At 46.1% G+C, this 23,682-nt stretch carries 23 protein-coding genes; 6 read left to right on the top strand and 17 right to left on the bottom strand.

Features of this window, described 5'->3' with window-relative positions; translation table 11 throughout:
* Window positions 1-331 precede the first annotated feature (331 nt).
* The 5 genes from M3593_RS12245 to hprK form a co-directional block, all read right to left on the bottom strand.
* Complete coding sequence (locus M3593_RS12245) at window positions 332-874, bottom strand: acyltransferase (RefSeq protein WP_251542986.1); 543 nt, start codon at window positions 872-874, stop codon at window positions 332-334.
* 1 nt (window position 875) lies between these two features.
* Window positions 876-1,520 carry a pyrophosphatase PpaX gene (ppaX, locus tag M3593_RS12250; protein WP_144477925.1) on the bottom strand — a complete coding sequence of 215 codons (645 nt, stop codon included), beginning with the start codon at window positions 1,518-1,520 and terminating at the stop codon, window positions 876-878.
* Complete coding sequence (locus tag M3593_RS12255) at window positions 1,510-2,454, bottom strand: nucleoside recognition domain-containing protein (protein ID WP_144477927.1); 945 nt, start codon at window positions 2,452-2,454, stop codon at window positions 1,510-1,512. The genes ppaX and M3593_RS12255 overlap by 11 nt, the downstream gene beginning before the upstream one ends.
* 61 nt (window positions 2,455-2,515) lie before the next feature.
* Complete coding sequence (gene lgt, locus M3593_RS12260; RefSeq protein ID WP_251542988.1) at window positions 2,516-3,328, bottom strand: prolipoprotein diacylglyceryl transferase; 813 nt, start codon at window positions 3,326-3,328, stop codon at window positions 2,516-2,518.
* A 320-nt stretch (window positions 3,329-3,648) separates the two neighbouring features.
* Window positions 3,649-4,584 carry an HPr(Ser) kinase/phosphatase gene (gene hprK / locus M3593_RS12265; protein ID WP_144477931.1) on the bottom strand — a complete coding sequence of 312 codons (936 nt, stop codon included), beginning with the start codon at window positions 4,582-4,584 and terminating at the stop codon, window positions 3,649-3,651.
* Between the two features lie 247 nt (window positions 4,585-4,831).
* On the opposite strand from hprK, the gene nagA reads away from it, so the two are divergent.
* The 5 genes from nagA (at window position 4,832) to M3593_RS12290 (ending at window position 8,863) form a co-directional block, all read left to right on the top strand.
* Window positions 4,832-6,004: an N-acetylglucosamine-6-phosphate deacetylase gene (gene nagA / locus M3593_RS12270; RefSeq protein ID WP_251542989.1), complete on the top strand. Its 1,173-nt coding sequence runs from the start codon at window positions 4,832-4,834 to the stop codon at window positions 6,002-6,004.
* 22 nt (window positions 6,005-6,026) lie between these two features.
* Window positions 6,027-6,752, top strand: a complete 726-nt coding sequence (gene nagB, locus M3593_RS12275) for a glucosamine-6-phosphate deaminase (RefSeq protein ID WP_251542991.1) — start codon at window positions 6,027-6,029, stop codon at window positions 6,750-6,752.
* Between the two features lie 42 nt (window positions 6,753-6,794).
* Entirely contained in the window at window positions 6,795-7,517 is a 723-nt protein-coding gene (locus tag M3593_RS12280; RefSeq protein WP_144477936.1) for a GntR family transcriptional regulator, read from the top strand.
* 278 nt (window positions 7,518-7,795) lie between these two features.
* The gene (locus tag M3593_RS12285) at window positions 7,796-8,023 is read left to right on the top strand and encodes a DUF2164 domain-containing protein (protein ID WP_144477938.1); all 228 of its coding nucleotides are present in this window, start codon (window positions 7,796-7,798) and stop codon (window positions 8,021-8,023) included.
* 117 nt (window positions 8,024-8,140) lie between these two features.
* Window positions 8,141-8,863: an N-acetylmuramoyl-L-alanine amidase gene (locus M3593_RS12290; protein ID WP_353056096.1), complete on the top strand. Its 723-nt coding sequence runs from the start codon at window positions 8,141-8,143 to the stop codon at window positions 8,861-8,863.
* 51 nt (window positions 8,864-8,914) lie between these two features.
* Here the strand turns inward: M3593_RS12290 and M3593_RS12295 are convergent, their stop codons facing one another.
* Genes M3593_RS12295 through M3593_RS12310 form a run of 4 tightly spaced genes read right to left on the bottom strand, consistent with a single transcriptional unit; the run spans window position 8,915 to window position 10,930 of the window.
* Complete coding sequence (locus M3593_RS12295) at window positions 8,915-9,280, bottom strand: phage holin family protein (protein ID WP_251542995.1); 366 nt, start codon at window positions 9,278-9,280, stop codon at window positions 8,915-8,917.
* Window positions 9,281-9,282: 2 nt separating this feature from the next.
* On the bottom strand, window positions 9,283-9,474 hold the full coding sequence (locus M3593_RS12300) for a PspC domain-containing protein (RefSeq protein WP_144477944.1): 192 nt from the start codon (window positions 9,472-9,474) through the stop codon (window positions 9,283-9,285).
* 13 nt (window positions 9,475-9,487) lie between these two features.
* Window positions 9,488-10,603, bottom strand: coding sequence for a DUF4097 family beta strand repeat-containing protein (locus M3593_RS12305; protein WP_251542997.1), 1,116 nt, complete (start codon window positions 10,601-10,603; stop codon window positions 9,488-9,490).
* A gap of 12 nt (window positions 10,604-10,615) precedes the next feature.
* Window positions 10,616-10,930: a magnetosome magnetite crystal formation protein family gene (locus M3593_RS12310; protein WP_144477948.1), complete on the bottom strand. Its 315-nt coding sequence runs from the start codon at window positions 10,928-10,930 to the stop codon at window positions 10,616-10,618.
* A 287-nt stretch (window positions 10,931-11,217) separates the two neighbouring features.
* On the opposite strand from M3593_RS12310, the gene M3593_RS12315 reads away from it, so the two are divergent.
* Entirely contained in the window at window positions 11,218-12,087 is an 870-nt protein-coding gene (locus tag M3593_RS12315; protein WP_186326777.1) for a polysaccharide deacetylase family protein, read from the top strand.
* Between the two features lie 62 nt (window positions 12,088-12,149).
* Here M3593_RS12315 and uvrA read toward each other — a convergent pair whose 3' ends face one another.
* The 8 genes from uvrA to M3593_RS12355 all read right to left on the bottom strand — a co-directional run bounded on the left by uvrA (window position 12,150) and on the right by M3593_RS12355 (window position 23,624).
* Window positions 12,150-15,029 carry an excinuclease ABC subunit UvrA gene (uvrA, locus tag M3593_RS12320; RefSeq protein ID WP_251542999.1) on the bottom strand — a complete coding sequence of 960 codons (2,880 nt, stop codon included), beginning with the start codon at window positions 15,027-15,029 and terminating at the stop codon, window positions 12,150-12,152.
* A 7-nt stretch (window positions 15,030-15,036) separates the two neighbouring features.
* Window positions 15,037-17,016: an excinuclease ABC subunit UvrB gene (gene uvrB / locus M3593_RS12325; protein WP_144477954.1), complete on the bottom strand. Its 1,980-nt coding sequence runs from the start codon at window positions 17,014-17,016 to the stop codon at window positions 15,037-15,039.
* Window positions 17,017-17,316: 300 nt separating this feature from the next.
* Window positions 17,317-17,544, bottom strand: a complete 228-nt coding sequence (locus tag M3593_RS12330) for a CsbA family protein (RefSeq protein ID WP_144477956.1) — start codon at window positions 17,542-17,544, stop codon at window positions 17,317-17,319.
* 327 nt (window positions 17,545-17,871) lie between these two features.
* Window positions 17,872-19,113, bottom strand: coding sequence for an EAL and HDOD domain-containing protein (locus M3593_RS12335; RefSeq protein WP_144477958.1), 1,242 nt, complete (start codon window positions 19,111-19,113; stop codon window positions 17,872-17,874).
* Between the two features lie 128 nt (window positions 19,114-19,241).
* Window positions 19,242-19,805, bottom strand: a complete 564-nt coding sequence (locus M3593_RS12340; protein ID WP_251543001.1) for a helix-turn-helix domain-containing protein — start codon at window positions 19,803-19,805, stop codon at window positions 19,242-19,244.
* A 158-nt stretch (window positions 19,806-19,963) separates the two neighbouring features.
* Window positions 19,964-20,371: a GNAT family N-acetyltransferase gene (locus tag M3593_RS12345; RefSeq protein ID WP_251543003.1), complete on the bottom strand. Its 408-nt coding sequence runs from the start codon at window positions 20,369-20,371 to the stop codon at window positions 19,964-19,966.
* Complete coding sequence (locus M3593_RS12350; protein ID WP_353056088.1) at window positions 20,364-20,930, bottom strand: HAD family hydrolase; 567 nt, start codon at window positions 20,928-20,930, stop codon at window positions 20,364-20,366. The genes M3593_RS12345 and M3593_RS12350 overlap by 8 nt, the downstream gene beginning before the upstream one ends.
* Before the next feature lie 234 nt (window positions 20,931-21,164).
* The gene (locus M3593_RS12355; RefSeq protein ID WP_251543005.1) at window positions 21,165-23,624 is read right to left on the bottom strand and encodes a S8 family serine peptidase; all 2,460 of its coding nucleotides are present in this window, start codon (window positions 23,622-23,624) and stop codon (window positions 21,165-21,167) included.
* Window positions 23,625-23,682: the final 58 nt, after the last annotated feature.

Raw genomic sequence — 23,682 nt, forward strand, 5'->3', positions numbered from 1 at the left:
CTAATATGGTAACAAGATGAAGTTATATGTAGTGTACCGTTCATTCTATTATCCGTCAACCATTAGCTCTTCATGTTTATAATTTTTCATAATGGTTTCTAAAAAGGGGTCTGTTTCATAAGAGGATGTAAAAAAGGCACTCATTACAGAAGAAATTTTGGGTTATAGAGATGAAGAATTATACTTTTTTGGCGAAAATCGAAATATATCGACCACTTTTCACGATATATCAGCGGATTTTTGATTTTATCGACCACATTTTGCAATATTTCGGCGGATTTTCAATTATATCGACCAAGTCCCTTTCAGAAACAAAAAAAGCGAAGCGGAATCATTTCCGTTCGCTTTTTGTTCCATAAATTTCATCATCCGCCCAGCGCTCAGCTAGTTCTTCTTTTGTATAGATGACTCGCATCGGGTTGCCGCCGACGAATGCGCCCTCGGGTACGTCTTTGTGGACGAGTGTCCCAGCGGAGACGATGGCGCCGTCGCCGATCTTAATGCCGGGCATGATCGTTGAATTGGCGCCAATCATGACTTCACTGCCGATTTCGACATCGCCAAGACGGTATTCCTTAATCAAATATTCGTGAGCAAGGATGGTGGTGTTATAGCCGATGACGGTATTGCGTCCAACCGAAATTTTTTCCGGGAACATGACATCCAGCATGACCATCAGCGCAAAAGAAGTCTGTTCACCGATTTTCATCCGCAAAAATGTACGGTACAGCCAGTTTTTTATCCCGAGGAATGGCGTGTAGCGTGCGACCTGGATGACGACAAAATTCTTGACGACCTTCCAGAACGGGACGGTTTTATAAACATGCCAGAGTGAATTGGCGCCTTCTACACGATAACGTGTCGTACGTCTCATCCTACACCCCGAGAATCGGCAGGATATCAGCCATTTTTTCCAGCATATAATCCGGATTGTATTGCTCCAGATGTTCTCTGCCCTTGATAGACCAGGCAACGGCAGCTGTCTTTGTGCCGGCATTTTTGCCGCCAAGAATGTCATGGTGGTTATCGCCGACCATGATTGCTCGGTCCGGGGAAGAACCAAGCATGTCCAATGCTTTTAAAAGCGGCTCTGGATCTGGCTTTGCTTTTTCGACATGATCCAGTGCGACGACGACGTCGAAAAATTCATCAAGCCCCGTCAGCTTCAGGCCCATCTGGACGACATCAGAAAGCTTTGTCGTGACGATTCCAAGGTGGAAACCATTCTCTTTCAGAGTCCTTACAGTTTCGTACACACCTTCGAAACCTTTTACCAGCAGGTCATGGTTTGCCAGATTGTAGGTGCGGTAGGTTTTGATCATTTCCTCGTAGCCTTCAGGATCCATCGGCTCGAATGTATCCTTGAGCGATGGCCCTAAAAACGGAAGGACATCCTCCCGTTTGTACTGGCCCGGAAAATAAGTTTCCATTGTATGGAGGAAAGACGAAATAATCAATTCATTCGTATCAATCAAAGTCCCGTCGAGATCGAACAAGACCGTATCTATTTTATTGCTCATATACTGCTTCCTTTCTTTTGGCAAGGTCAGCCCGGTTCCAGATGAACGCTACTGCTGTCGTCAATAATATCGCCACTCCAAGGCGAATCAATAACAACGGCAGCACCGGGATTCCAAGCGGAACAAAAATTAGTGTATCTTCAACGACTGCGTGGCAGGCCACAAGAAAAATGAACGCTAGTGTGACATCCTTTTTGCTGACTCCATCCTCTTGGACTGCCTGGATCATCACACCCGCACCGTATGCGAGGCCGATCAGCAGGCCGGCTGCCATGGTCGTCGAGGTGTTTTCCTTCATGCCCAGCGCTTTTGTCGCCGGCGCCATCCATTTTGAAAAAACGGCAAGCCATTGCTTATCCTTCATGATCTGAACGATGACCATCAGCGGGATGACGATGAGCGCCAGCTGGAAAATGCCGATACCGGCTTTGGTGACACTTTCAAGAAGAATTGATCCCCAGCCAGAAACCTCTTCCCCTTTGGCAGGAACCATGCCATATTTTGCGATTTCGGAACCGCCATTCCAGACAAGGTTGATGATGATCGCCGATAAGAACGCTAGCCCCAGCCGGACAAGGACAATGATCCAAAGCTTGACGCCGACCTTGACGGCCACACTTGATTCGACAAGCATATTGTGCGAAAAGCTCAGCATCACGGCGATGATGAACACTTCTTTTACCGTCAAATCAAGAGTCAGTATTGCTCCGATTGCCGCATACAGATTGAGGAAGTTCCCTATGACAAGCGGTATCGCCGCATCTCCCGACAAGCCGAACAACGACATCAGCGGTGTGATCAAGTCGATGAGCCACGGCAGGACAGGAGTATATTTAAGGATTGAAACAATCAGGGTCACCGGAAAAATCACTTTCCCCAGTGCCCATGTTGTATTCAAGCCAACCATCAACCCTCTTTTCAATGAAGAACCCATTGAAGCATCTCTCCCACTTTTTCAGCCTATATTTAATGTATTGAGTTGGTCCGTAATTTTTCTAGTTATCTAAATATCTTACTTTTGAATAACCCTTGGCTCTCCTGTAAATCCATAAACCAATCGCAAAAGCAATCAGTGCGATTGAGATAGTCTGGGCAATCCTTAGCGTGTCTGTCAGCATCAGGCTGTCTGTGCGCATGCCTTCGACAAAGAAGCGTCCGATTGAATACCAGATGACATAACTGAGGAAAATTTCCCCGCGGCCCAGGTTGACCCTGCGCAACGACATAAGCAGGATAAAACCAAGCAGATTCCAGATAGATTCATACAGGAACGTTGGGTGATAGTATGTGCCATTGATATACATCTGGTTGATGATGAATTCAGGAAGATGCAGGTTCTCCAAAAATGCCCGGGTGACTTCTCCGCCATGTGCCTCCTGGTTCATGAAATTGCCCCAGCGGCCGATTGCCTGGCCAAGGATGATACTCGGAGCGGCGATATCCGCAAGCTTCCAGAATGAAACATTCCTTGACTTCGTAAAGAAATAAGTAGTGGCTACAGCTCCGATCAACGCGCCATGAATCGCAATCCCGCCATTCCAGATTTTAAAAATCTCGCCCGGATACTGTACGTAATAATCCCACTGGAAGATAACATAATAAATCCTTGCTGAGATGATGGCGATTGGAATCGCCCAGAGCATCAAGTCTGCAAATATATCTTTTGGCAATCCGCGCCGTTCGGCTTCGCGCATGGCAATCCATAAAGCGAGCGCAATTCCAAGCCCGATGATGACGCCGTACCAGTGCACCTGGATCGGGCCAAGCGAAAAGGCAATCGGGTCGATCGGCTGAATATTCTTTTCCATATCATTTCCCCTTTTTCACAAGAAAAGCGCAAGCGCCTTGTCCAGCCCCGACAAGCGCTGGAGGGCCGCCCATTGAAGTCGTTCTTTGACTTCATTGGGCGGACCGAAGCGACTCGAGGGGCTAGGCGCTGGAGCTGGACAATTCTCGAAGTGAATTTTTATATATTAAAAAATGAAAAAACCATTTATACCAGCACTTTAGCCGTGTTTAATCAAACGTTTGATTAAGGCTCTTTTTGTAAACTTTATTGCTTTACAATGCATTATTTTCTTGCGTTCTACTATAGAAATACCTATCTAAAATTCATGGTTGTGTCAATTTACCGTTCATCATGGTCGCCGTCTTCGATGACGTCAGAAAGCCTGTTGGTGAATTGCTCTGCTGCGTTCATCCCCATGCGCTTCAGCCTGAAGTTCATTGCGGCTACCTCAATGATGACAGCGAGGTTACGGCCTGGACGGACCGGAATCGTCAGCTTCGTGATATCGGTGTCGAGGATTCTCATTTTTTCTTCATCAAGGCCCAATCTATCATATGATTTTTTCTGGTCCCAGATTTCGAGATCAATAATCAGGGAAATCCGTTTATGTGAGCGTACCGCTCCTGCCCCGAACAGGGTCATGACATTGATGATGCCCACGCCGCGGATTTCGAGCAGATGTTCAATTAGATCTGGCGAGTTACCGACGAGTGTTCCGATATCTTCCTGGCGGATTTCGACGCAATCATCCGCTACCAGCCGGTGTCCGCGTTTGACCAGTTCAAGCGCAGTTTCACTTTTACCGACACCGCTTTTGCCTGTGATCAGAACGCCAATCCCATATAGATCGACCAGTACACCATGTACGGCAGTAGTTGGTGCAAGCTTGCTCTCCAGGTAGTTTGTCAGATGACTCGAAAGCCTTGTTGTCTTTTGCTTCGATCTCATGACCGGAACAGATTCTCGTTCGGCCGCTTCAATCAGTTCAGCCGGAACTTCCATGTCCCTTGTAACAATGATGCCTGGCGTAATATCTGTACAGAGCTTTTCCATCCGCTCTGTCTTTTCGCGAGGGTTCAGTTTTTCAAAGAAGGTCAATTCTGTTTTACCAAGCAACTGCAGGCGCTCCGCAGGATAATATTCAAAGTAACCGGCAATCTCGAGTCCCGGCCTTGAGATATCAGTCGTCGTAATCGGACGGTTGATGCCTTCCTCTCCACTTAACAATTCCATGTCGAATTTCTCGATGATGTCTTTAGTGCGGACTTTTGGCAAAGAAACTTCCTCCTTTATTAGGATACTTTTTTCCACATGATCACAATACTTTATATTTTAGCACTTTTTCAGGCAGAACCAAATATAAGGAGTCAAAAAACACCATTGTTGTTTTTTAAATTGCATACTTCTCAATATATGTCTATACCAGTTGAAGACTTAATTAAATTATGTATAGTGGTATAGACAACCTAAAGGTGAGATTTGTATAATAGAAAGAAATAAGACACAATTTTCGGGTGATAGGATGAAAGAATTATTGCTGGTTAACGCCAGGATTTTAACCGAAGAGACGTTGATTCAAAAAGGATATCTTTATATAAAAGACGGGATAATTGCTGATATTGGGTCTGTTTCCTCACTCTCCCAGCATCATGCAGACCTGGTGGAGCTGCCCGAGGACAGCACCATTGTCCCCGGGTTCATTGATGTGCACATCCATGGAGCCGGCGGAGCCGATACGATGGACGCAACCATTGAAGCCCTGACCACCATGGCCTCGGTCCTGCCTGAGGAAGGAACGACCAGTTTTCTTGCTACAACGATCACACAGGAACAATCCGCCATTTTCCAAGCTTTGAAAAATGCCGAAGACTATATGGGCAGTCATAATCATCCAGGAAAAGCGGAGATGCTCGGGATCCATCTGGAAGGACCCTTCATCAATGAAGTACGTAAAGGGGCCCAGCCAGAGAAATACATCAACAAACCCGATATCGAGCTATTCAAGAACATGCAGCAAGTATCAGGGAACAATATCAGGCTTGTCACGCTGGCGCCGGAAAAAGAGAACGGCAATGAACTTATAGCTCATTTAGCCAAAAATGGTGTCATTGCTTCGGTTGGCCATTCAGACGCTACATACGCCCAGATGTCTGAAGCTGTAAAATCCGGCGCGAGCCATGTGACCCATTTATTCAATGGTATGCGCGGGATACACCATCGGGATCCAGGAGTCGCAGGAGCTGCGCTGCTTTTGGATGAGTTAAAAATCGAGCTGATTGCGGATGGAATCCATGTCGTTCCAGAAATGCTTGATTTAGCGATACGGACAAAGGGAAAAGAGGGTGTCATTCTGATTACCGATTCCATGAGAGCGAAATGCCTTAAGAATGGCATATACGACCTTGGCGGGCAAGCAGTGAGTGTTGCGGACGGAAAGGCACTTTTAGAAGATGGAACGCTTGCTGGCAGTATTTTAAAAATGAAGGATTCCCTGAAGAATATGATGGAATTCACTGGCATCAGTCTTAAGGATGCAGTAAAGCTATCCAGTGTGAATCCTGCCAGACAGCTTAAAGTTTTCAATCGAAAAGGAAGCATTGCTGCCGGAAAGGATGCGGATCTTGTTGTGCTGGACAGCAACAACGATGTTGCCATGACTTTTTGCCGGGGTATCACAAGCTATACCCGCTTATAACCATTTTGAAAGAGGTGATGATGTGAAACTGATCCAAACATTGAATTACGCAGAGCTTAGCCAGCAGGCAGCAGCGCAAGTCATCTCCCGCCTCAAAGGGAATCCAGCGCTTAATCTAGGCCTTGCTACCGGAAGTACACCGACCGGACTTTATCAGGAACTTATCAAAGACCACCAGCTGACCGGGACTTCCTACCAACAAGTAAACACATTCAACCTGGATGAATACATTGGCGTTCCGAAAAAGGATCATCACAGCTACCACTACTTCATGTGTGAGAAGCTATTTGAACACATCGATATCCCGCTTGACCAAACCCATATACCTGATGGGACAGCAAAAGATTTTGCCAAAGAATGCACACGTTATGAACAGTTCATCCGTGAGCATGGAGGCATCGATCTGCAGGTTCTCGGGATTGGACAGAATGGGCATATCGGTTTTAATGAACCAGGAACATCATTCGACAGCAGGACGCACATCATCGACCTGGCGGAAAGCACACGCAAGGCAAATTCGCGTTTTTTCGCTTCTCTTGATGATGTCCCGAGGCAGGCGATCACTATGGGAATTGCCACGATCTTGGATAGCAGGGAAATCTTCTTGCTTGTTTCCGGCACTGCAAAAGCTGAGGCACTTGCCCGCTTGATGAATAGCGAAGTCAGCGAAGAGTTTCCTGCTTCTGTCCTGAAAAAGCACGAGAATGTTACGATTTTTGCCGATAAAGAAGCGGCAGCAATGCTTTGATTCCGCTATAACGGAAACGATATGCAGTCAGGAGAATGACCTATGATTGATAAAAATTCACCTATACCGATTTATCATCAGCTTGAAGAATATATTAAAAGCCAGATTGAAAGCGGCGAGCTCAAGCCTGATGAAGCCATTCCCTCGGAACGCGTTTATGCCGACCTCTTCAAAATCAGCCGAATGACCATCAGGCAGGCGTTGACGAATCTTGTGAATGATGGATACCTGTACCGCCAAAAAGGGAAAGGCACCTTCGTCAATCAAAAGAAAGTCGAAAATCGCCTGGAGGGAATGACAAGCTTTACAGAAGACATGAAGGAGCGCGGGCTTACTCCTGGCAGCAGGCTGGTGTCATTCGAAATCATTCCCGCCAGCCGGCAAATTGCCGATATGCTTCATCTTGGTGAACATACACCTGTATTTGAAATCACGCGTGTCAGACTTGCCGATGATGCCCCGCTGGCTCTTGAAACCACCTATCTACCTGCCAATCTGGTGAAAGGATTGACAGAGGAAATCATTAATCATTCCCTTTACGAGTACATCGAGGAAAAACTATCGCTGACGATCCATGAAGCGACACAGCAAATCGAGGCGACAATTGCGAAGGAACACGAATTGCCCTTGCTGGAAATCGACAGAGGCTCGCCAGTCCTGCTGATACACAGGACTTCATATCTAAAGGATGGCACCCCCTTCGAATACGTAAAATCAGCCTATCGTGCCGACCGCTACAAATTCATTCATACTATGCAGAGGTAATGACTATTATTTCAGAGACCCCCAGCCGGGTCTTTTTTCGTGACTTTTTCACACTGAACCCCCCCCCTGCCTGGTAAGTAATCATTCAAAGGCTAAACGAGCTTTTCATTACTGTCGCTCCCTCTTTATAAATTCCTACAAAAATTTCATGTAATGGCTCTATTGTCGATGTCAAAAGAAAATTTAGCTTATTTCCACGGAAATAATCGAACGCCTTTGTCGAATAGTTTGTCTGATTGCCTTAAAATGGGGGTAATAAACAATAAGGAGTAGATAAGATGCTTAAGAACTTCCAGATTGATGATTTTGCCAGGAATCAAATGACCGCTGAGATCAAGCAATATTTCCTTGAAGAACGGGGTGAGGAACTGGGAGATTTGGCTGCCATGCTGATTCTTGAATTTTTTGCGAATAAGCTCGCACCTCACTTTTATAATAAAGGAATCCAGGACGGCCACGATTTCATATCACAGCGTCTTGATGACATATTTGAACTGAACAAATAAGAAACAACGTATGGATAACCGCCTTTATCTGATCTCAATATGTCCTTTTCCTGGATTTAGTCATATATATACTGATGAGGAAATCTTTTAACGGAAGGTGTGATAAACTTGAAGATTATGCTTGATGCTGGGCATGGCTACAACACCCCGGGTAAGCGAAGTCCTGATGGATTGAGAGAATATGAGTTTAACAGGGCCGTGGCGAATTATGCGAACCAGCTGCTTGAAAACTACAAGAATGTCACCGTGTATTTTTCTCATTCCGATCAGCGAGATGTGTCATTGACAGCAAGGACAGACAAGGCGAACAGCCTGAATGTGGATATATTTGTATCGATCCATGCCAATGCGTTTGGGAGCGGGGGCTGGAATAATGTCGGCGGTATTGAGACTTATGTCTATCCATCCAGGCCGCCTGTGGCGAATCAGCTGGCCCAAAAAATCCAGCGCAATCTTGTCATCGCTACAGGTTTCGAGAACCGTGGGGTACGAACTGCTGATTTCCATGTCCTGAGGGAAACAAAAATGGATGCTGTCCTGGTGGAGGGCGGATTTATGACAAACCGTAACGAAGTAGAGCTGCTGCGCTCCGAAACGTACCGAAGAACTATAGCAGAAGGCATTGTCAAAGCTTTGGCAGAGCAGTTCAAGCTCGAGCAAAAAGACAATGCGGCACCATCCCCTGCTCCCTCACCTTCGGCTGCAAAATCTGCCGCTTCAGCCAGGAAAGGCGGATTATACAAAGTCCAGGCAGGGGCGTTCGAAGATGAGCGTAACGCTGAAGAACTTGCCGCACGTTTAAGGAACGCGGGCTTTGAAGCTTATATTGAGAAGGAATAGGAAAAGGCCGATACTTTATGTGCCGGCCTTTTCTGTTTTATCTAGATGATGTTACCTGTGTTTTTTATCCGATTCGCGCAACACCGTGTTCTGGATGACCAGGTTGGCGATGGACATGATCACCGCTGTAAGAAGCGCCATGCCAAAACCGGCTATTTCAAATGAACTCCCCATCAGGCTGTCTGTCAGCATCAGCGTGACTGCGTTGATGACAAACAGGAAGAGTCCGAGGCTAAGGACTGTGACAGGAAGTGTCAAAATGATTAAAATCGGCTTAACCAGGATATTCAAGATTGAAAGAATGAAGCTGGCGCCTAATGCAGCACCGAAACCAGACAGATAAATCTCATTCTCGAAATACCCGGCAAGTGCCATGAAAAGGACTGCGTTAATGACGATTCCCAACAGCCATCTCATTTTTAATATTCCTCCCTGTTTGGCAGTGCAAACACAAATACAAGATAAAGGACGGCCATCGGAAAGAATGCCGTACTGAACAGCAGAATCACAAACAGGATTCGCAGCAGGGCTGCCTTCACTCCAAAGGATTCTGCCATCCCGCCGAGCACTCCTGCGAGCATACGGTTCGTCCGGGAACGGGATAATTTCATGGTTAACACCTTCCTACTGCTGTTGTAATAATTTTTTTACTGCAATTGAACCTGTTTTGGTGTCAGCATAGAGCCTGACAGCCTTTTGCCCGCCATCAGCAGGCTTGAAGCGAAGATGTTTCTGGACCATATCACTTTTCTCCTCAACGACCTGTATGCCATCGAGCTCGATGGTAAAGCCGCCAAGATTCGATTTGAGTTCACCACTGGCTGGTGTTTTTTCCGGTAGGGTCACCTCTATGCTTCCTGTCGTGGCCTTCACTTCCACGCTTTCGCAATCCTGGTTCTTTACGGTGCATGTCACATTTCCATTAAAAGATTGAAGATCGACATGATTAAAAAAGCCATCGGCCTTGATTGCGCCATTGATTGTTTCAGCTTCAAGTTCTCTGATTGCACTTCGCTGGATGCTGATTTGGCCACTCACAGTTTCCGTTTCCAGCTTGCCGCACTCAAGGTTTCCGAGCAATACTTTGCCGTTTGCCGTTTTTGCCCGGCAATCCTTTATTGTTAAGTTTTCACCTTCGATGGTTCCATTAAACAAGCGGATCCGGACATTTTCATATTCTTCTTTCGGAATATGGATGACTGCATCCACCTTCATCCACTTTTGCTGCACCGAAAAACGGAGCTTTTGATTTTCAATCGTGAAGATTGCATCCTCTAAAAACTTCTTGCGTGCCTCATCCTGGTTTTCGACCCGATACACTTTCGCACTGCACTCGACTCGCACATCCTTTTGTTCCCATGGCACTATTTTTACCGAACCATTTGCCATATCAATGTCCACCTGGTTCAAATAAGTATCACCCTGCTGGAAAATATGCGTGATATCAACGGAATGGCCAAAGTTCAGGTCCAAATCGAAATCCTTGATCTTTTTGAAAGCAGAATCTACAAAATCAAGCACCTTATCTTTTACAGTGTTGAAATTATACGTATTGTAATCTTCTTTTTTGTATTCAGCTTTTTTGGCTTCTTCAAAATTCACATTTGTTGAAAGAGCGGTTGATTTTTCCTGGTTCTGTGTTTTCCCCTGCTCCAGCTGCTCGATCAGGAACAAAGCTTCTTCCACCGTCATCTTTCCCTCTTCAACAAGCTTCAAAATCCGTTTTCTTTCTTCTTTCATGGTCCATCCTCCTCAATTTGTATTAAGCACCTTTATTCCTTTAACCAAATTCCATATAAGGACAATGAAACTCAATATAACCATTAAAATCGCACTGCTGAACAGGAATACAGGGAATCCCCCTGTTCCTCCGTTAAAATCAATGAACACCGCAATTAAAATAAGCGGCACAGGAATCAGTGGTATAAGATGTGACATTAGCGCTTTCTTCGCATGGAACTTTACATCTCCATCCTCTGAAGCTAAATAAGCAACAAGGGGGAACAAGATCCCGGCGAACATAATACTGAAATAGCACAAAGCTGACAGAATCCTTTTCGTATCCATCCTCTTCATCTCCTTAGCAATTAATACGCAGCGGAGTCTAAGAAGTTTCATTTCTTTATGAAATTAATTCGACAAACTGCCTTCAAACCCTTGTCTACACCCCCATTATTTATCGAATCTTCCGTGAACTCTACAATAGGCAAATTCCACTATTTTCTTATTCAAATAATGTTGATGAACTATTATCCTGTAATTATATAGAAATATTCCTGTAACAAACATGAAATATTACCGTCTAAGTAAGTGAAATTAAATTAGAAATCAGCGAGGGATGCAGAGTGTTCAGCTTGAAAAGTAAAACAGCCAGATGGTGCACTGTTGTTTGTTTAGTTGGGTGGCTAGTCACTTCCTCTTCCGCCGTGGCTAGCCAGGTGAAAAAGCCAGTGGTCCATAGTTCCTGCCAACATCAGGAACTCAAACCAGCTTATCATCGCACTGACCATGTGTTAAAAAAACTTGAAACAAAGCCGCCTAGATTTATAGTAAGTGAAACACGATATAAAGAACAACCGACTCCAGACGTAGTTAACCCTCCCTCTGAAGAACCAGCCAAAGCTCCTTCAAAAACTGTTTACTTAACATTTGACGACGGACCGCACAAGGTATCAGACCAACTTTTATCGATTCTAAATGAGTTTGACGCAAAAGCTACCTTTTTTATGCTGGACGGCAATATGAGGAACTTTCCCGATGCGGTAAAAAGGATGGCAGAAGCCGGCCACAGCCTTGGAGCGCATGGTGTCACCCATGACAAAACGAAAATCTATCAGTCTCCGCAAACCGTTGTCGCTGAAATGGAACAGACACTAAAGACCATCAAAGAAATCACAGGAATCGATTCGACCCTGATCCGCACACCATATGGGAGCGCCCCTTACATGAAGGATCCTTATAAAAAAGCCGTCAGTGACAAAGGATACCAGTTGTGGGACTGGAACGTAGACAGCAAAGACTGGTATTACCGCGATAACCGGCTGGTTGCCAATACAATCGCCCAGGTAGCAGACAAAGCCAAGAAGGATGAGCCGCTCGTGATCCTTCTGCATGAAAGAGAAGAAACCCTTATCCAGCTGCCTCAATTGCTGGAATTCCTGAAAAAGCAGAATTATGATTTTAAAGCGCTCGATGCACAGATGACACCGATTCAGTTGAAATAGTGTAGTATGATTCTTTACGCAAAAAATCTCTTCCCGAAAAGGAAGAGATTTTTTCATATAGATTACGCATTGCTAGTACTTTTTTCTTTTTCCTCGACCTGCTCTTTCATCCGCAGTCTATCGCGTTCCAATATCGGCTTGAGGTACCGGCCGGTATAAGATTCTTCCACTTCGGCGATTTTTTCCGGAGTGCCGGTAGCGACGATGGTGCCGCCGCGGTCTCCTCCTTCCGGGCCAAGGTCGACGATATAGTCAGCGGCTTTGATGACATCGAGATTATGTTCGATGACCAGCACGGTGTCGCCATTTTCGACGAGACGCTGGAGGACGACAAGCAGGCGGGATATATCATCGACGTGCAGACCGGTTGTCGGCTCATCCAGGATATAAAGCGAACGTCCTGTTGAGCGTCGGTGCAGCTCGGATGCCAACTTGACGCGCTGGGCTTCCCCGCCGGAAAGAGTCGTCGCCGGCTGGCCGAGTTTGATATAACCAAGGCCGACATCGTAAATCGTCTGCAATTTGCGGGCGATCTTCGGAATATTAGCAAAGAATTCAACCCCTGCCTCAACCGTCATATCAAGGATATCTGAAATATTCTTTCCTTTGTATTTCACTTCCAAAGTCTCGCGGTTGTAACGCTTGCCATGGCATACTTCACATGGGACGTATACGTCAGGCAGGAAGTGCATCTCGATTTTGATGATGCCGTCTCCGCGGCAGGCTTCACAGCGGCCGCCTTTTACATTGAAGCTGAAGCGGCCCTTTTTATAGCCGCGGACTTTTGCTTCATTCGTCGACGCAAACACATCACGGATGTCATCGAACACACCCGTATAGGTTGCCGGGTTTGATCTTGGCGTACGGCCGATTGGCGACTGATCGATATCGATGACCTTGTCGAGGTGATCGATACCTTTTATTTCCTTGAACTCGCCTGGCTTGCTTTTTGCTCTGTGCAGCTTCATCGCCAGCGATTTATGAAGGATTTCATTGATCAGGGTACTTTTGCCGGAACCGGATACACCTGTGACGGCCATGAAGGTTCCGAGCGGGAACTTCACATTGACATTTTTCAGGTTGTTTTCCTTTGCGCCTTTGATTTCAATATAGCGGCCGTCTGGTTTGCGGCGCTCGATTGGCAGCGGAATGAATTTTTTGCCTGAGAGATACTGGCCCGTAAGCGAATTTGGATCATCCATCACCTCTGCCGGCGTACCCTGGGAGATAATTTCCCCGCCATGGATGCCAGCACCAGGACCGATATCGATCAGGTGGTCAGCCGCTAACATCGTATCTTCATCATGTTCGACGACAATCAAGGTATTGCCGATGTCACGCATATTTTTCAGCGTATCAATCAGCCTGTCATTGTCGCGCTGATGCAAACCGATGGACGGCTCATCAAGGATATAAAGCACTCCGGTTAGACGCGAACCAATCTGGGTTGCCAGCCTGATCCGCTGAGCTTCCCCGCCGGATAGCGTTCCGGCAGCGCGGCTCAACGTCAGATAATCCAGACCCACATTTATCAGGAAGCCAAGCCGCTCAGTGATTTCACGGAAAATCATGTTGGCAATTTTCATTTCTTTTTCAGAAAGTTCAAGGCCCTCGAAAAATTGATGTGCTTCCTCAACCGATAATGCTGTTACTTCACCGATATGGCGGCCGTCAACCAGTACCGCCAGGGTTTCACGCTTCAGCCTATAGCCTTTGCATGTCGGGCAGGCGTGCTCGCCCATATACTTCTCCATCTGCTCGCGGATATAGTCAGAGCTAGTTTCCTTATAACGGCGCTCCACATTCTTCAATACGCCTTCGAAAACAATATAATTTTCCCTGACCTGTCCCCAGTCGTTCTCGTAACGGAAGTAAATCCTGTCTTTAGTGGAACCATAGAGAATCTTCTCCATCTGGTTGTCTGGGAGATCCTTTACCGGCATATCCATATCGATTCCATAGTGATTGCAGATTGCCTCAAGCAGCTGCGGATAGTATTGCGAGCTCGTCGGTTCCCACGGGGCAATGGCATGCTGCTTTAATGAAAGCTCCTTATTCGGGATGACCAGGTCGACATCGACCTCCAGCTTTGCGCCGAGTCCGTCACATTCCGGGCAGGCACCGAACGGGCTGTTGAATGAGAACATCCGCGGCTCCAGCTCACCGATTGAAAAACCGCAAATCGGGCAGGCATGGTTTTCGCTGAACATCAATTCTTCCTCGCCCATCACGTCAATCAGCACATTGCCTTCACCAAGCTTGAGTGCAGATTCAAGTGAGTCCGCCAAGCGTGCAGCAATGCCTTCCTTGATGACAATCCGGTCGATGACGACTTCGATCGAATGCTTCTTGTTCTTTTCAAGCTCGATTTCGTCACCCAGGTCGAACATTTCCCCATCAACGCGGACACGGACATAGCCCTGCTTTTTTACATCCTCGAGGACTTTTGCATGGGTGCCCTTACGGCCGGAAACGAGCGGAGCCATGATTTGCAGCTTCGTTCTCTCCGGATATTCCAGCACGCGATCGACCATCTGTTCAATCGTCTGTGAGGTAATCTCTATATTGTGCACCGGGCAGGTTGGTCTTCCCACCCTTGCGAATAACAGTCGCAAATAATCATAAATCTCGGTCACCGTTCCCACTGTTGAACGCGGGTTCCGGCTTGTTGTTTTCTGGTCGATGGAAATCGCCGGAGACAATCCTTCGATTGAATCGACATCCGGCTTGTCCATCTGGCCGAGGAACTGGCGCGCGTATGCAGACAATGATTCCACATAGCGGCGCTGCCCTTCAGCGTAAATCGTATCGAACGCCAGCGAGGACTTCCCTGAACCGGAAAGTCCTGTCAGCACAACAAGCTTGTCTCTCGGAATGGTGACATCTATATTTTTCAAATTATGGGCCCTGGCGCCTTTGACAATCAGTTTATCCATAGCCATGTTATCGTCATCCTTCCGCTTTCAACTCAAGAATGAGGTCACGCAGCTCGGCTGCCCGTTCGAAGTTGAGGGCCTTTGCTGCTTCCTTCATTTCCTTTTCCATATTTAAAATTACTTGTTCGCGATCTTTCTTTGTCAGCTTCTTCAGACCTTCTGCCGGGCTGTACGCTTCCTGATCTTCGGCAGCAATCGTCGCACGGATCACGTCGCGGATACTCTTCTGGATCGTCTGCGGTGTGATGCCATGCTTTTTGTTATATTCCTCCTGGATTTCACGGCGGCGCTTCGTTTCACTGATCGCCTTTGTCATCGAATCGGTCATCTTGTCCGCATACATGATGACATGACCGTTTTCATTCCTCGCTGCACGTCCGATCGTCTGGATGAGCGATCTTTCTGAACGGAGGAAGCCTTCCTTATCGGCATCCAGAATCGTCACCAGCGATACCTCCGGAATATCCAATCCTTCCCTCAAAAGGTTGATTCCGATAAGGACATCATATTTACCAAGCCGCAGCTCGCGGATGATTTCAATCCGCTCAAGCGTCTTGACCTCTGAGTGCAGGTACTGGACCTTGATGCCGATTTCCTTCAGGTAATCGGTCAGATCCTCTGACATTTTCTTCGTCAAGGTTGTTACCAGTACACGCTCATTCCGCTTCGTCCGCTCCTGGATTTCGCCGATCAGGTCATCGATCTGGCCTTCAATCGGCCTTACATCGATTGTCGGATCAAGTAATCCAGTAGGACGGATGATCTGCTGGACCATTTCCGGTGTATGCTCCAGTTCGTACGGCCCTGGAGTCGCCGAGACGAACACCGCCTGTTTGACATGCTTCTCGAATTCGGCAAATGTCAGCGGACGGTTATCCATCGCTGACGGCAAGCGGAACCCATGGTCAACAAGCACTTGTTTACGTGCCTGGTCACCATTAAACATTCCCCGTATTTGCGGCAATGTAACATGCGACTCATCGACGACAATCAAAAAGTCATCGGGGAAGTAATCAAGCAATGTATAAGGAGTCGCACCCGCCGGCCTTAAAGTCAGGTGGCGCGAGTAGTTTTCGATTCCTGAACAGAAGCCCATCTCGCGCATCATCTCAAGGTCATACCTTGTCCGCTGCTCAAGCCTTTGAGCCTCAAGCAATTTCTCCTCGGCACGAAGCACTTCAAGGCGCTCTTCCAGTTCTTTTTCAATATTCTCGATCGCGATCTTCATCTTTTCTTCGCGGGTTACGAAGTGGGATGCCGGGAAAATCGCGACATGATCACGTTCACCGATGATCTCGCCAGTGAGCGCATCGACCTCGCGAATCCGGTCAATCTCATCACCGAAAAACTCAATCCTCATGCAATGCTCATCACGTGATGCAGGGAAGATCTCGACAACATCACCGCGGACACGGAACGTCCCGCGCTTGAAGTCAATATCATTCCGTTCGTACTGGATATCAACCAGCTTGTGGAGCAGTTTGTTCCGCTCAATCTCCATCCCAGTCCGGAGCGACACGACCATGTCACGGTATTCATCCGGATTACCGAGACCATAGATGCAGGATACACTGGCAATGATGATGACATCCTTGCGCTCGAACAAAGACGAAGTAGCTGAGTGGCGCAGCTTGTCGATCTCATCATTGATGCTCGCATCTTTTTCAATGAATGTATCCGTCTGAGGCACATAGGCCTCCGGCTGATAGTAATCGTAGTAACTGACAAAATACTCAACCGCATTATTCGGGAAAAATTCCTTGAACTCGCTGTAGAGCTGCCCTGCCAATGTCTTATTGTGGGCAATGACAAGCGTCGGCTTGTTCACTTCCTTGATGACATTCGAAATCGTGAACGTCTTCCCTGTTCCTGTCGCCCCAAGGAGCGTCTGGTGCTTCTTGTTATCGCGAATGCCTTTCACCAGCTCTGTTATTGCCGCAGGCTGGTCTCCCTGCGGGGAATACTTCGAGACTAATTCAAATTGGTCCTTCACAGAAAAGCCTCCTGTAATTTAATTTCTGTCGGGTTCATTTCGCAGTGGAATATGAACCTTCCTATATATAAGCCTTACACGGTTGTCAAAAAAGTCATATCCTCATTCTACCACAAAGCAGGTAAAACAAACCAACAAAAAGCGAACAAACATTCGAATTACTATTCTTCTTTTAAAAGACACTGTTGAGCAATGTCGAATGATTGTTAATCAAATGTTTGATTGAACTTCGGTTTTGCCTGCTGTAATAGGAAAAACCTGCCGAACAGAATTCGACAGGCTTGATTTAACTTTTTTCAGCTATTTCTTGTTCCGACTCCTCATCTGATTGGCCAGAAAGAAGCCAAACGTCAACGAGAAAGCATCAACGACGATCAGCAGAAAGGTATCCGTATACCCTTTATAAACAGAAGCCGCGATCAATGCGACCGTCAATACAAGCGCAAGGACATGATTATAGGCAACCCGGGAAAAAAACACGACCATGAAACCAGGCAGGAGCAGTGCGGACAAATATTTCAGCACCAATGGAAAAACACCTCATTCAGAGAGAATTTCGAACTTTTTCAAAACGACTTTATCTATGTAAAAAATATAGCTTTTTTAGCGGCAGGTTACAAGAATTTACTTTGCAAATGAAGGTTGTTTCCGAAAGATGTTGTTAAAATCTTAAAGCCGATTTTAACGTGCTATAAAGCCATTTTGCAGTTCGTTTTTAAGTGTGCAAGCTCTTTTCTCATGATAAGCTTTTTTTTTATGAAGAAAACTATCATTCAATCCCATTTAGTAGTCAATAGCAACAAAGTTTGAGAAAAGAGCCTAAAAGAAAAAGCATGCAGCAGCATGCTTTAAAGATTATGGATTCACTTCAGTCAATACCTTGGCTGCCCAGTCACTCGCCTCTCCATAAAGCCTGAAGAGCTCTTCCTTGCTCATCGTGGTCGGGTTGAAAGCAAGCTCAAGATTTTCGTGGAAGGCATGCTCAATATCTATTAAAAATTGAAGCATGACGTATTCATCATTCTTTTCACCCGATAAGGCATCCTTCAATTCATTGCTGAGAGGCAAGTCTTGAAGCAAGTCCTCCATCGGATGGTGCAGCAGGGAATCCATCAGGGAAAACATTCCGAGAAGGAAATACTTAGAGGCCAATACCTCTCTTCCTACCTTCCTGCCAATCAGTTCCCCCAGCTTTCCCCGCTTAAGGGACAATTCAATGATTTCCCTTTCCTTGGAATTGCCGGTACCTGTGACTGCTCCCCTGATGGCCAGTACATAGATCCATTTTTTTATTTCATTAAGCCCTAAAAGGATAATGGCTTGCTTGATCGAGGAAATCTCGTTCCGCGGCCTGAAAACCGGGTTATTGATCAATCTTAACAGTTTGTAGGAAAGGGATATATCCTTTTCAATGACATCCTTTATTTTTTCCAGGTCTGGTTCCGGGCTCTCGGTTTCTTTCAGAATCTGAAAATAGGAATGATAATAAGATGGGATATCATAGCTGTTCAGGATAACCGGCTTGCTAAAGTAAAAACCCTGAAAGAATACGAACCCATCTTCCTTCGCTTCAAGATATTCATCGATCGTTTCGACCTTTTCAGCAAGAAACCGGATGTCCCTTCCCTTTAAAAAGCGAATCATTTCCTGCCTGTCCGTTCGGCTGGTCGTCCTGAAATCGATTTTGATAATATCAATAAAGTCCAATAATCGGACCGTCAGTTCGTTCCACTGGGAAACAAAAAAATCATCCAGCGCAATAGTGTATCCATGCGATTTCAATTCCTGGCAAATTTTCAGGATCTCATCATTCAATTCAACGGTTTCAAGAATTTCCACCACAATTGATAATGGATTGAAATAAGAAGGAACACCCAGTTTTAATAGATTATCAGTAAAATTAATGAAACAAGGTTTGCCATTCGATAAGTCTTTGACCCCGATATTCAAGAAGCTATTCACAATAACGTCCGTTGTAGCCTGGTCCCCATCTGTATGCTGATAAGTATTAACTGCGCTGCTCCTGTAAAGCAATTCATACGCAACAGTCTTCTCATTCAAATCAAATATAGGCTGCCTGGCAACATAAATATCCATACTGAATCCTCCCGGGGACGTTCACAACTAATCTGTTACTATTTAACAATAGTTCGATAGGAAAAATATACTATTATTTTACAAGTATTACAAGATTAATGTTGAGTCGCCAGGATTTTCAATTTTTCTCATTGCTTATTATGAATAACTCTATTGATTTTTTTGCGAATGGATTCTCGCGTCCTCCCGAGCAATTCAGAGATTTCGCCCAACGACTTGCCGCAGCAGTAGAATTCCATCAGGAGCTTCTCTTCTTTTTTCGTCCATGCTTTATAATTCGTGACTTGCCGAACGGTTTTACGCTCTTCTGCCACCCACTCCGGTTCAGGAGGGAGTGCATCAAGCTCTAGTTTGGAAAAGTCAATTTTATGGCGCTTACTTTCAGCCCACGCCCAAAAATCATCAATGTTGATGAAGGTAAATTTCTTCTTATTGCGGGTAATCCGCTGATGGGAATCCAATTCATGATTAAGGATCCATTGCATCACGGTATTTCGGTCTATCTTGAGGATGTTTGCCAGTTCTCCTGCGGTCAGCATTCCCGTGTAGGATTTCGTGTGGGACAGTCCCAATCTGGTGATCTTTACTTCAAGGGCTGTGAGACTGCGATTAAGCCTTCTGGCAATGCTAGGTAATGATTGGCTGCCAAGCTGGTCTTTAATTAGCTGTATATCTTCAGGCGCGTATTTCATCTTAGATCTCAACCATCCTTCAATCTAAAATTACTGCTGCTTTATTTTTCACTTTGCTAATTAAAACACATTTAGAATCCAAGAAGAATACCACATGGGGTAAAAAACCAATTTTCCCAACAATTATTAGCGCAGGATTTTCCTTCCATTACCACTTGTTAGTACTTACGATACATTCCATAGGAAGCAGGATAAGTATAGTCAAAACCAAATTTTTCATACAGCTTATTTGCCGGTGAATCCGCAATCAAGCTGACATAAGAACCTTCGTATGTATGTTGTTCAAGGTATGTGCAAAGCTCCTCCATCACAAGTCTTCCCAATCCCTTACCCTGATAAGCCGGCTTGACGGCGATATCTACTACTTGAAAAAACGCCCCGCCATCGCCAATGATCCTTCCCATCGCCACTAGCGTGGTATGTTCATAAACAGTGACAGCAAATAATGAATTTTTCAGTCCGATTCGCACGGCTTCCTCCGATTTCGCGCTCAAACCTGCTTCGAGACGAAGATTGATATAGTCTGAAATGCTTGGGGGATGATATGTAACCTTAAAATCAGTCATGATTTTCAGCTCCTTTTTCGATGATCCCTAACAACTCTTCTAATTCTTTAATGATAAAATCAGCTTCCGCGCTGTGCCAATAGTCATTACGCTTCAAAATCCCAATCATCCCGGCACATTTGGAGGCAGCCACATCATATTCTGGATGGTCACCTACAAATATACTGCCAAATGCTGATACACCAAGAGCGTCAATCCCCTTCCTGAAGATTCGTAAGTCAGGTTTCCTCAATCCCACTGCTTCAGAGATGAGAATGGTATCAAAGTAACCCTCAATTCCTAAAGCCTTTATATTGTCCATCTGGAAATTAGCCTTGCCATTCGAAATGATGCCCAGCCCCAGATCCATTTGCTTAAGTTTCCCAACTACCTCGTTCAGGTTATTAAATCCTGTGCACGAATGCTTGAAATTCATTATGTAATCTTCCATCAACTCTTCCCATGTCAGTGACGCTATGTTGAATTCTTGTAAGAGCTGGCTGTAGACTTTATCCTTCCATACATATCCGCGGGCATCCAATTCAATGAATCTCTCTTTATAAATCTGTTTGTCTATCACTTGCAATTCAATTGAAAGCGGTCGTACTGGGCTTCAATAAATTTTACGAGAGATGTTTCACGGTCCAGGAGGGTACCGTCCAAATCAAAAAAGACAGCCTCAATATTCCGCAACTGAATTCCTCCTCTTTCAAAAGAATCGTATTTGTTTAATGACTTTCTGAACTATGGACGCTGCCAGGGATTAGCCCATGCGAAAAAGAACAGACCATTTTAGGCCTGTTCACATTTTACCCTATTTCAGAAATGCATTATAGTAACGTGTCATCGCAACTGCAAAGTCTCCGCGTGTGTTTTTTGCAGTTGGGCTGAAGCTTGCTGTTACTTTTGGTTTTAAATCGTATGGACCCTGTGTTACAGCGAAGTTCGCATTTAGGATGTTCAGGTCCAGCGCCATCTGAACATAGCCTTTCAGATGTTCCGGAACTTCTGCTGCATCTGAAATGGCAATTCTCTCATCATTATACTGTACGGTCAGCTGGCCATCGAATTCTTCCGCCTCTTTTTGCATGCCCAATGCCTGGACGAGTGAGTATGCCAATTCTGCGCGAGTCACGCCATCCTTTGGCGCAAATTTGCCTGTTGCTTTAGGAAGAATGACTCCGTTCTGGATATGCTGCTGATCCCGGAAGGAGGCTCCTTTGGCAGTTGCTGCTTCAATGAATGGAATGTCTGAGCTTGAAACATCCGTGAAACTTGGGGCTGCTGGGAGTGATTGCTTGATTTCTGCTCCCATTACCAGGTATTTTGCCAGCTCAGCTCTTGTTAAAAGTGCATCAGGTTTGAAGGCGCCATTCGAGAAGCCATCAAATAAACGCTCGCCCACCCCCATTTTAATTGCTTCAGCTGCTGGGTGTCCGGCAATATCATTCAATCCGGAGAAACCGCTGACCTTCGTGAACGCCATCTCTCCTTTTACCGTTTCTGGAAGAGCCAGGCCTAGCGGATTGGCATCTGCCCCGCGAAGCCCGCGGATTTCAGCCTTCCATGCACCAGGTACAGGTGATGTGACCGATACGGTGCGGTCATAGTAGAGCGGGAACAGCAGGCTTACACCCGAGCTGTATTCCTTGCCGTCCGGAGCAATCAGCACCAGGTTGATTGGATTGCCCGTTTGCTCCATCAGACCCGCTCCGTCTACTTTTGCCACAATGCTGGACATGCCTTCTTCGACAGTGAATTCATATTTGTTATCCGAAATAAATGTGAGCGGATTATAATCAACTGAAAATTCCTTTCGCTCCGTTGATGAATCAACATTGCTATAGAATGTCTGGGTTGAGTTCAGGGTTGATCCATAGGCAGTATCATTGAATGCCTGATCGATGGCTGCATAGGCATTCACATAACCTGCACCGACCTCCCATGTTTCATAGCCTGGCATATTCGTAGCGGTCTGTTCAAGGATGGATTTGATTTCATCCGGTGACAACTGTGGATTCGCATCGAGCATCAAAGCGACGATCCCGGCAACATGTGGCGTCGCCATTGAGGTCCCGCTCATGGTTGTGTAATAAGGCAGGTAAGCAGTCTCGATTGTTTGCGCATCCTGGTCGGCTGACAGGCTTGATACCGGCGCGAGGACACGGGTTGAAACGATATCTACCCCCGGAGCCGTCACTGTCGGTTCATCCTTCCATGTCCATTCCTTGCCATCCATTGTAAAAGTACCGCCGACACCCTTTGTTCCCCTTGAAGAAAAATCAGCCAGTGTGCCATCTTTGACTCCGGCCGCAACGGAAATGACCCATGGAGCTTTAGCGTACGGATTATGAGTGTTCTCCCCGGGACCTTCATTTCCTGCCGCAAAGAGAACTGTGATGCCGCGGTCGTGCGCTTTTTTGCTGGCAATATTGATCGGATCATTTGGATCGAAGTCACCTGATGAACCCCATGAATTCGTGATGACACGGATATTGTACTGTGATTGATGAGTAATCGCGTAGTCAAAACCGCCGATTCCATCAAGGACGAATAATGCCGCTCCTGAGCCATAGCCAATCAAGTCAGCGCCAGGTGCTGCACCTTCATATTTGCCGCCTGACATCGCCCCCGTTCCGCCAACCGTTCCGGCAACATGTGTACCATGTCCTGAGTTCGAGTCAGTGTTGGGGACATTTTCCTGGTAGCTGATTGGCAGCAATCCCGGAGCCAGTGCATTCAGATTTGTCTGGGCCATTACATTCTGGACCAGATTTTTACCCAATTCGTGGTCCTTATGCGTTCCGTCAATGCCACTGTCGTTCACGACGACACCTACTCCTTTTCCTGAAACCGGCAGTCCTCCATTTGCTTTCCGGAAGCTGTCGTCTGTCCTCGCTTTATCGACGCCGGTGATCGCTGTGGCATCTGCGTTGAAGTAAGAGAGCTTCTTGTTCACATAGATTGATTGAACTTCCGGATTTGCCGCCAGCTGCTCAATCTGATCCTTTGTCGCGATGACCCCGGCAATCGGCAGGGACTTCATGATTACTCCCGTTTCAATTCCGAGCGTTTTTAACAGAGATAGCTGGGAGCTTGTTGGTGCGCTGTCCCCCTTGAAAGTGACAATGACTTGCAGTGAACTTGCCATGTCAAACGCCTTGGTGACAAGCGGGTCAATTACCGCAAGACTGCTCGCCTTCCCCTGTGGAACGGCAAAAAACGGCATAAACAGCAGGAATGCCAGCAACAGATACATAAAACGTTTCATCATATTCTCCTCTCACTATATTAAAATTTTGAATATTCCTAACTTAATTATCATGAAATCC

The organism is Mesobacillus sp. MER 48, assembly GCF_023714225.1.
Taxonomy (GTDB): domain Bacteria; phylum Bacillota; class Bacilli; order Bacillales; family Cytobacillaceae; genus Mesobacillus; species Mesobacillus oceanisediminis_A.

Excerpts from the sequence above, each read along its gene's own strand:
- M3593_RS12245 (WP_251542986.1), bottom strand. The coding sequence starts at position 874 with ATGAGACGTACGACACGTTATCGTGTAGAAGGCGCCAATTCACTCTGG.
- ppaX (WP_144477925.1), bottom strand. The coding sequence starts at position 1,520 with ATGAGCAATAAAATAGATACGGTCTTGTTCGATCTCGACGGGACTTTG.
- M3593_RS12255 (WP_144477927.1), bottom strand. The coding sequence starts at position 2,454 with ATGGGTTCTTCATTGAAAAGAGGGTTGATGGTTGGCTTGAATACAACA.
- lgt (WP_251542988.1), bottom strand. The coding sequence starts at position 3,328 with ATGGAAAAGAATATTCAGCCGATCGACCCGATTGCCTTTTCGCTTGGC.
- nagA (WP_251542989.1), top strand. The coding sequence starts at position 4,832 with ATGAAAGAATTATTGCTGGTTAACGCCAGGATTTTAACCGAAGAGACG.
- M3593_RS12280 (WP_144477936.1), top strand. The coding sequence starts at position 6,795 with ATGATTGATAAAAATTCACCTATACCGATTTATCATCAGCTTGAAGAA.
- M3593_RS12285 (WP_144477938.1), top strand. The coding sequence starts at position 7,796 with ATGCTTAAGAACTTCCAGATTGATGATTTTGCCAGGAATCAAATGACC.
- M3593_RS12290 (WP_353056096.1), top strand. The coding sequence starts at position 8,141 with ATGCTTGATGCTGGGCATGGCTACAACACCCCGGGTAAGCGAAGTCCT.
- M3593_RS12295 (WP_251542995.1), bottom strand. The coding sequence starts at position 9,280 with ATGAGATGGCTGTTGGGAATCGTCATTAACGCAGTCCTTTTCATGGCA.
- M3593_RS12300 (WP_144477944.1), bottom strand. The coding sequence starts at position 9,474 with ATGAAATTATCCCGTTCCCGGACGAACCGTATGCTCGCAGGAGTGCTC.
- M3593_RS12305 (WP_251542997.1), bottom strand. The coding sequence starts at position 10,603 with ATGAAAGAAGAAAGAAAACGGATTTTGAAGCTTGTTGAAGAGGGAAAG.
- M3593_RS12310 (WP_144477948.1), bottom strand. The coding sequence starts at position 10,930 with ATGGATACGAAAAGGATTCTGTCAGCTTTGTGCTATTTCAGTATTATG.
- uvrA (WP_251542999.1), bottom strand. The coding sequence starts at position 15,029 with ATGGCTATGGATAAACTGATTGTCAAAGGCGCCAGGGCCCATAATTTG.
- M3593_RS12335 (WP_144477958.1), bottom strand. The coding sequence starts at position 19,113 with ATGGATATTTATGTTGCCAGGCAGCCTATATTTGATTTGAATGAGAAG.
- M3593_RS12340 (WP_251543001.1), bottom strand. The coding sequence starts at position 19,805 with ATGAAATACGCGCCTGAAGATATACAGCTAATTAAAGACCAGCTTGGC.
- M3593_RS12345 (WP_251543003.1), bottom strand. The coding sequence starts at position 20,371 with ATGACTGATTTTAAGGTTACATATCATCCCCCAAGCATTTCAGACTAT.
- M3593_RS12355 (WP_251543005.1), bottom strand. The coding sequence starts at position 23,624 with ATGATGAAACGTTTTATGTATCTGTTGCTGGCATTCCTGCTGTTTATG.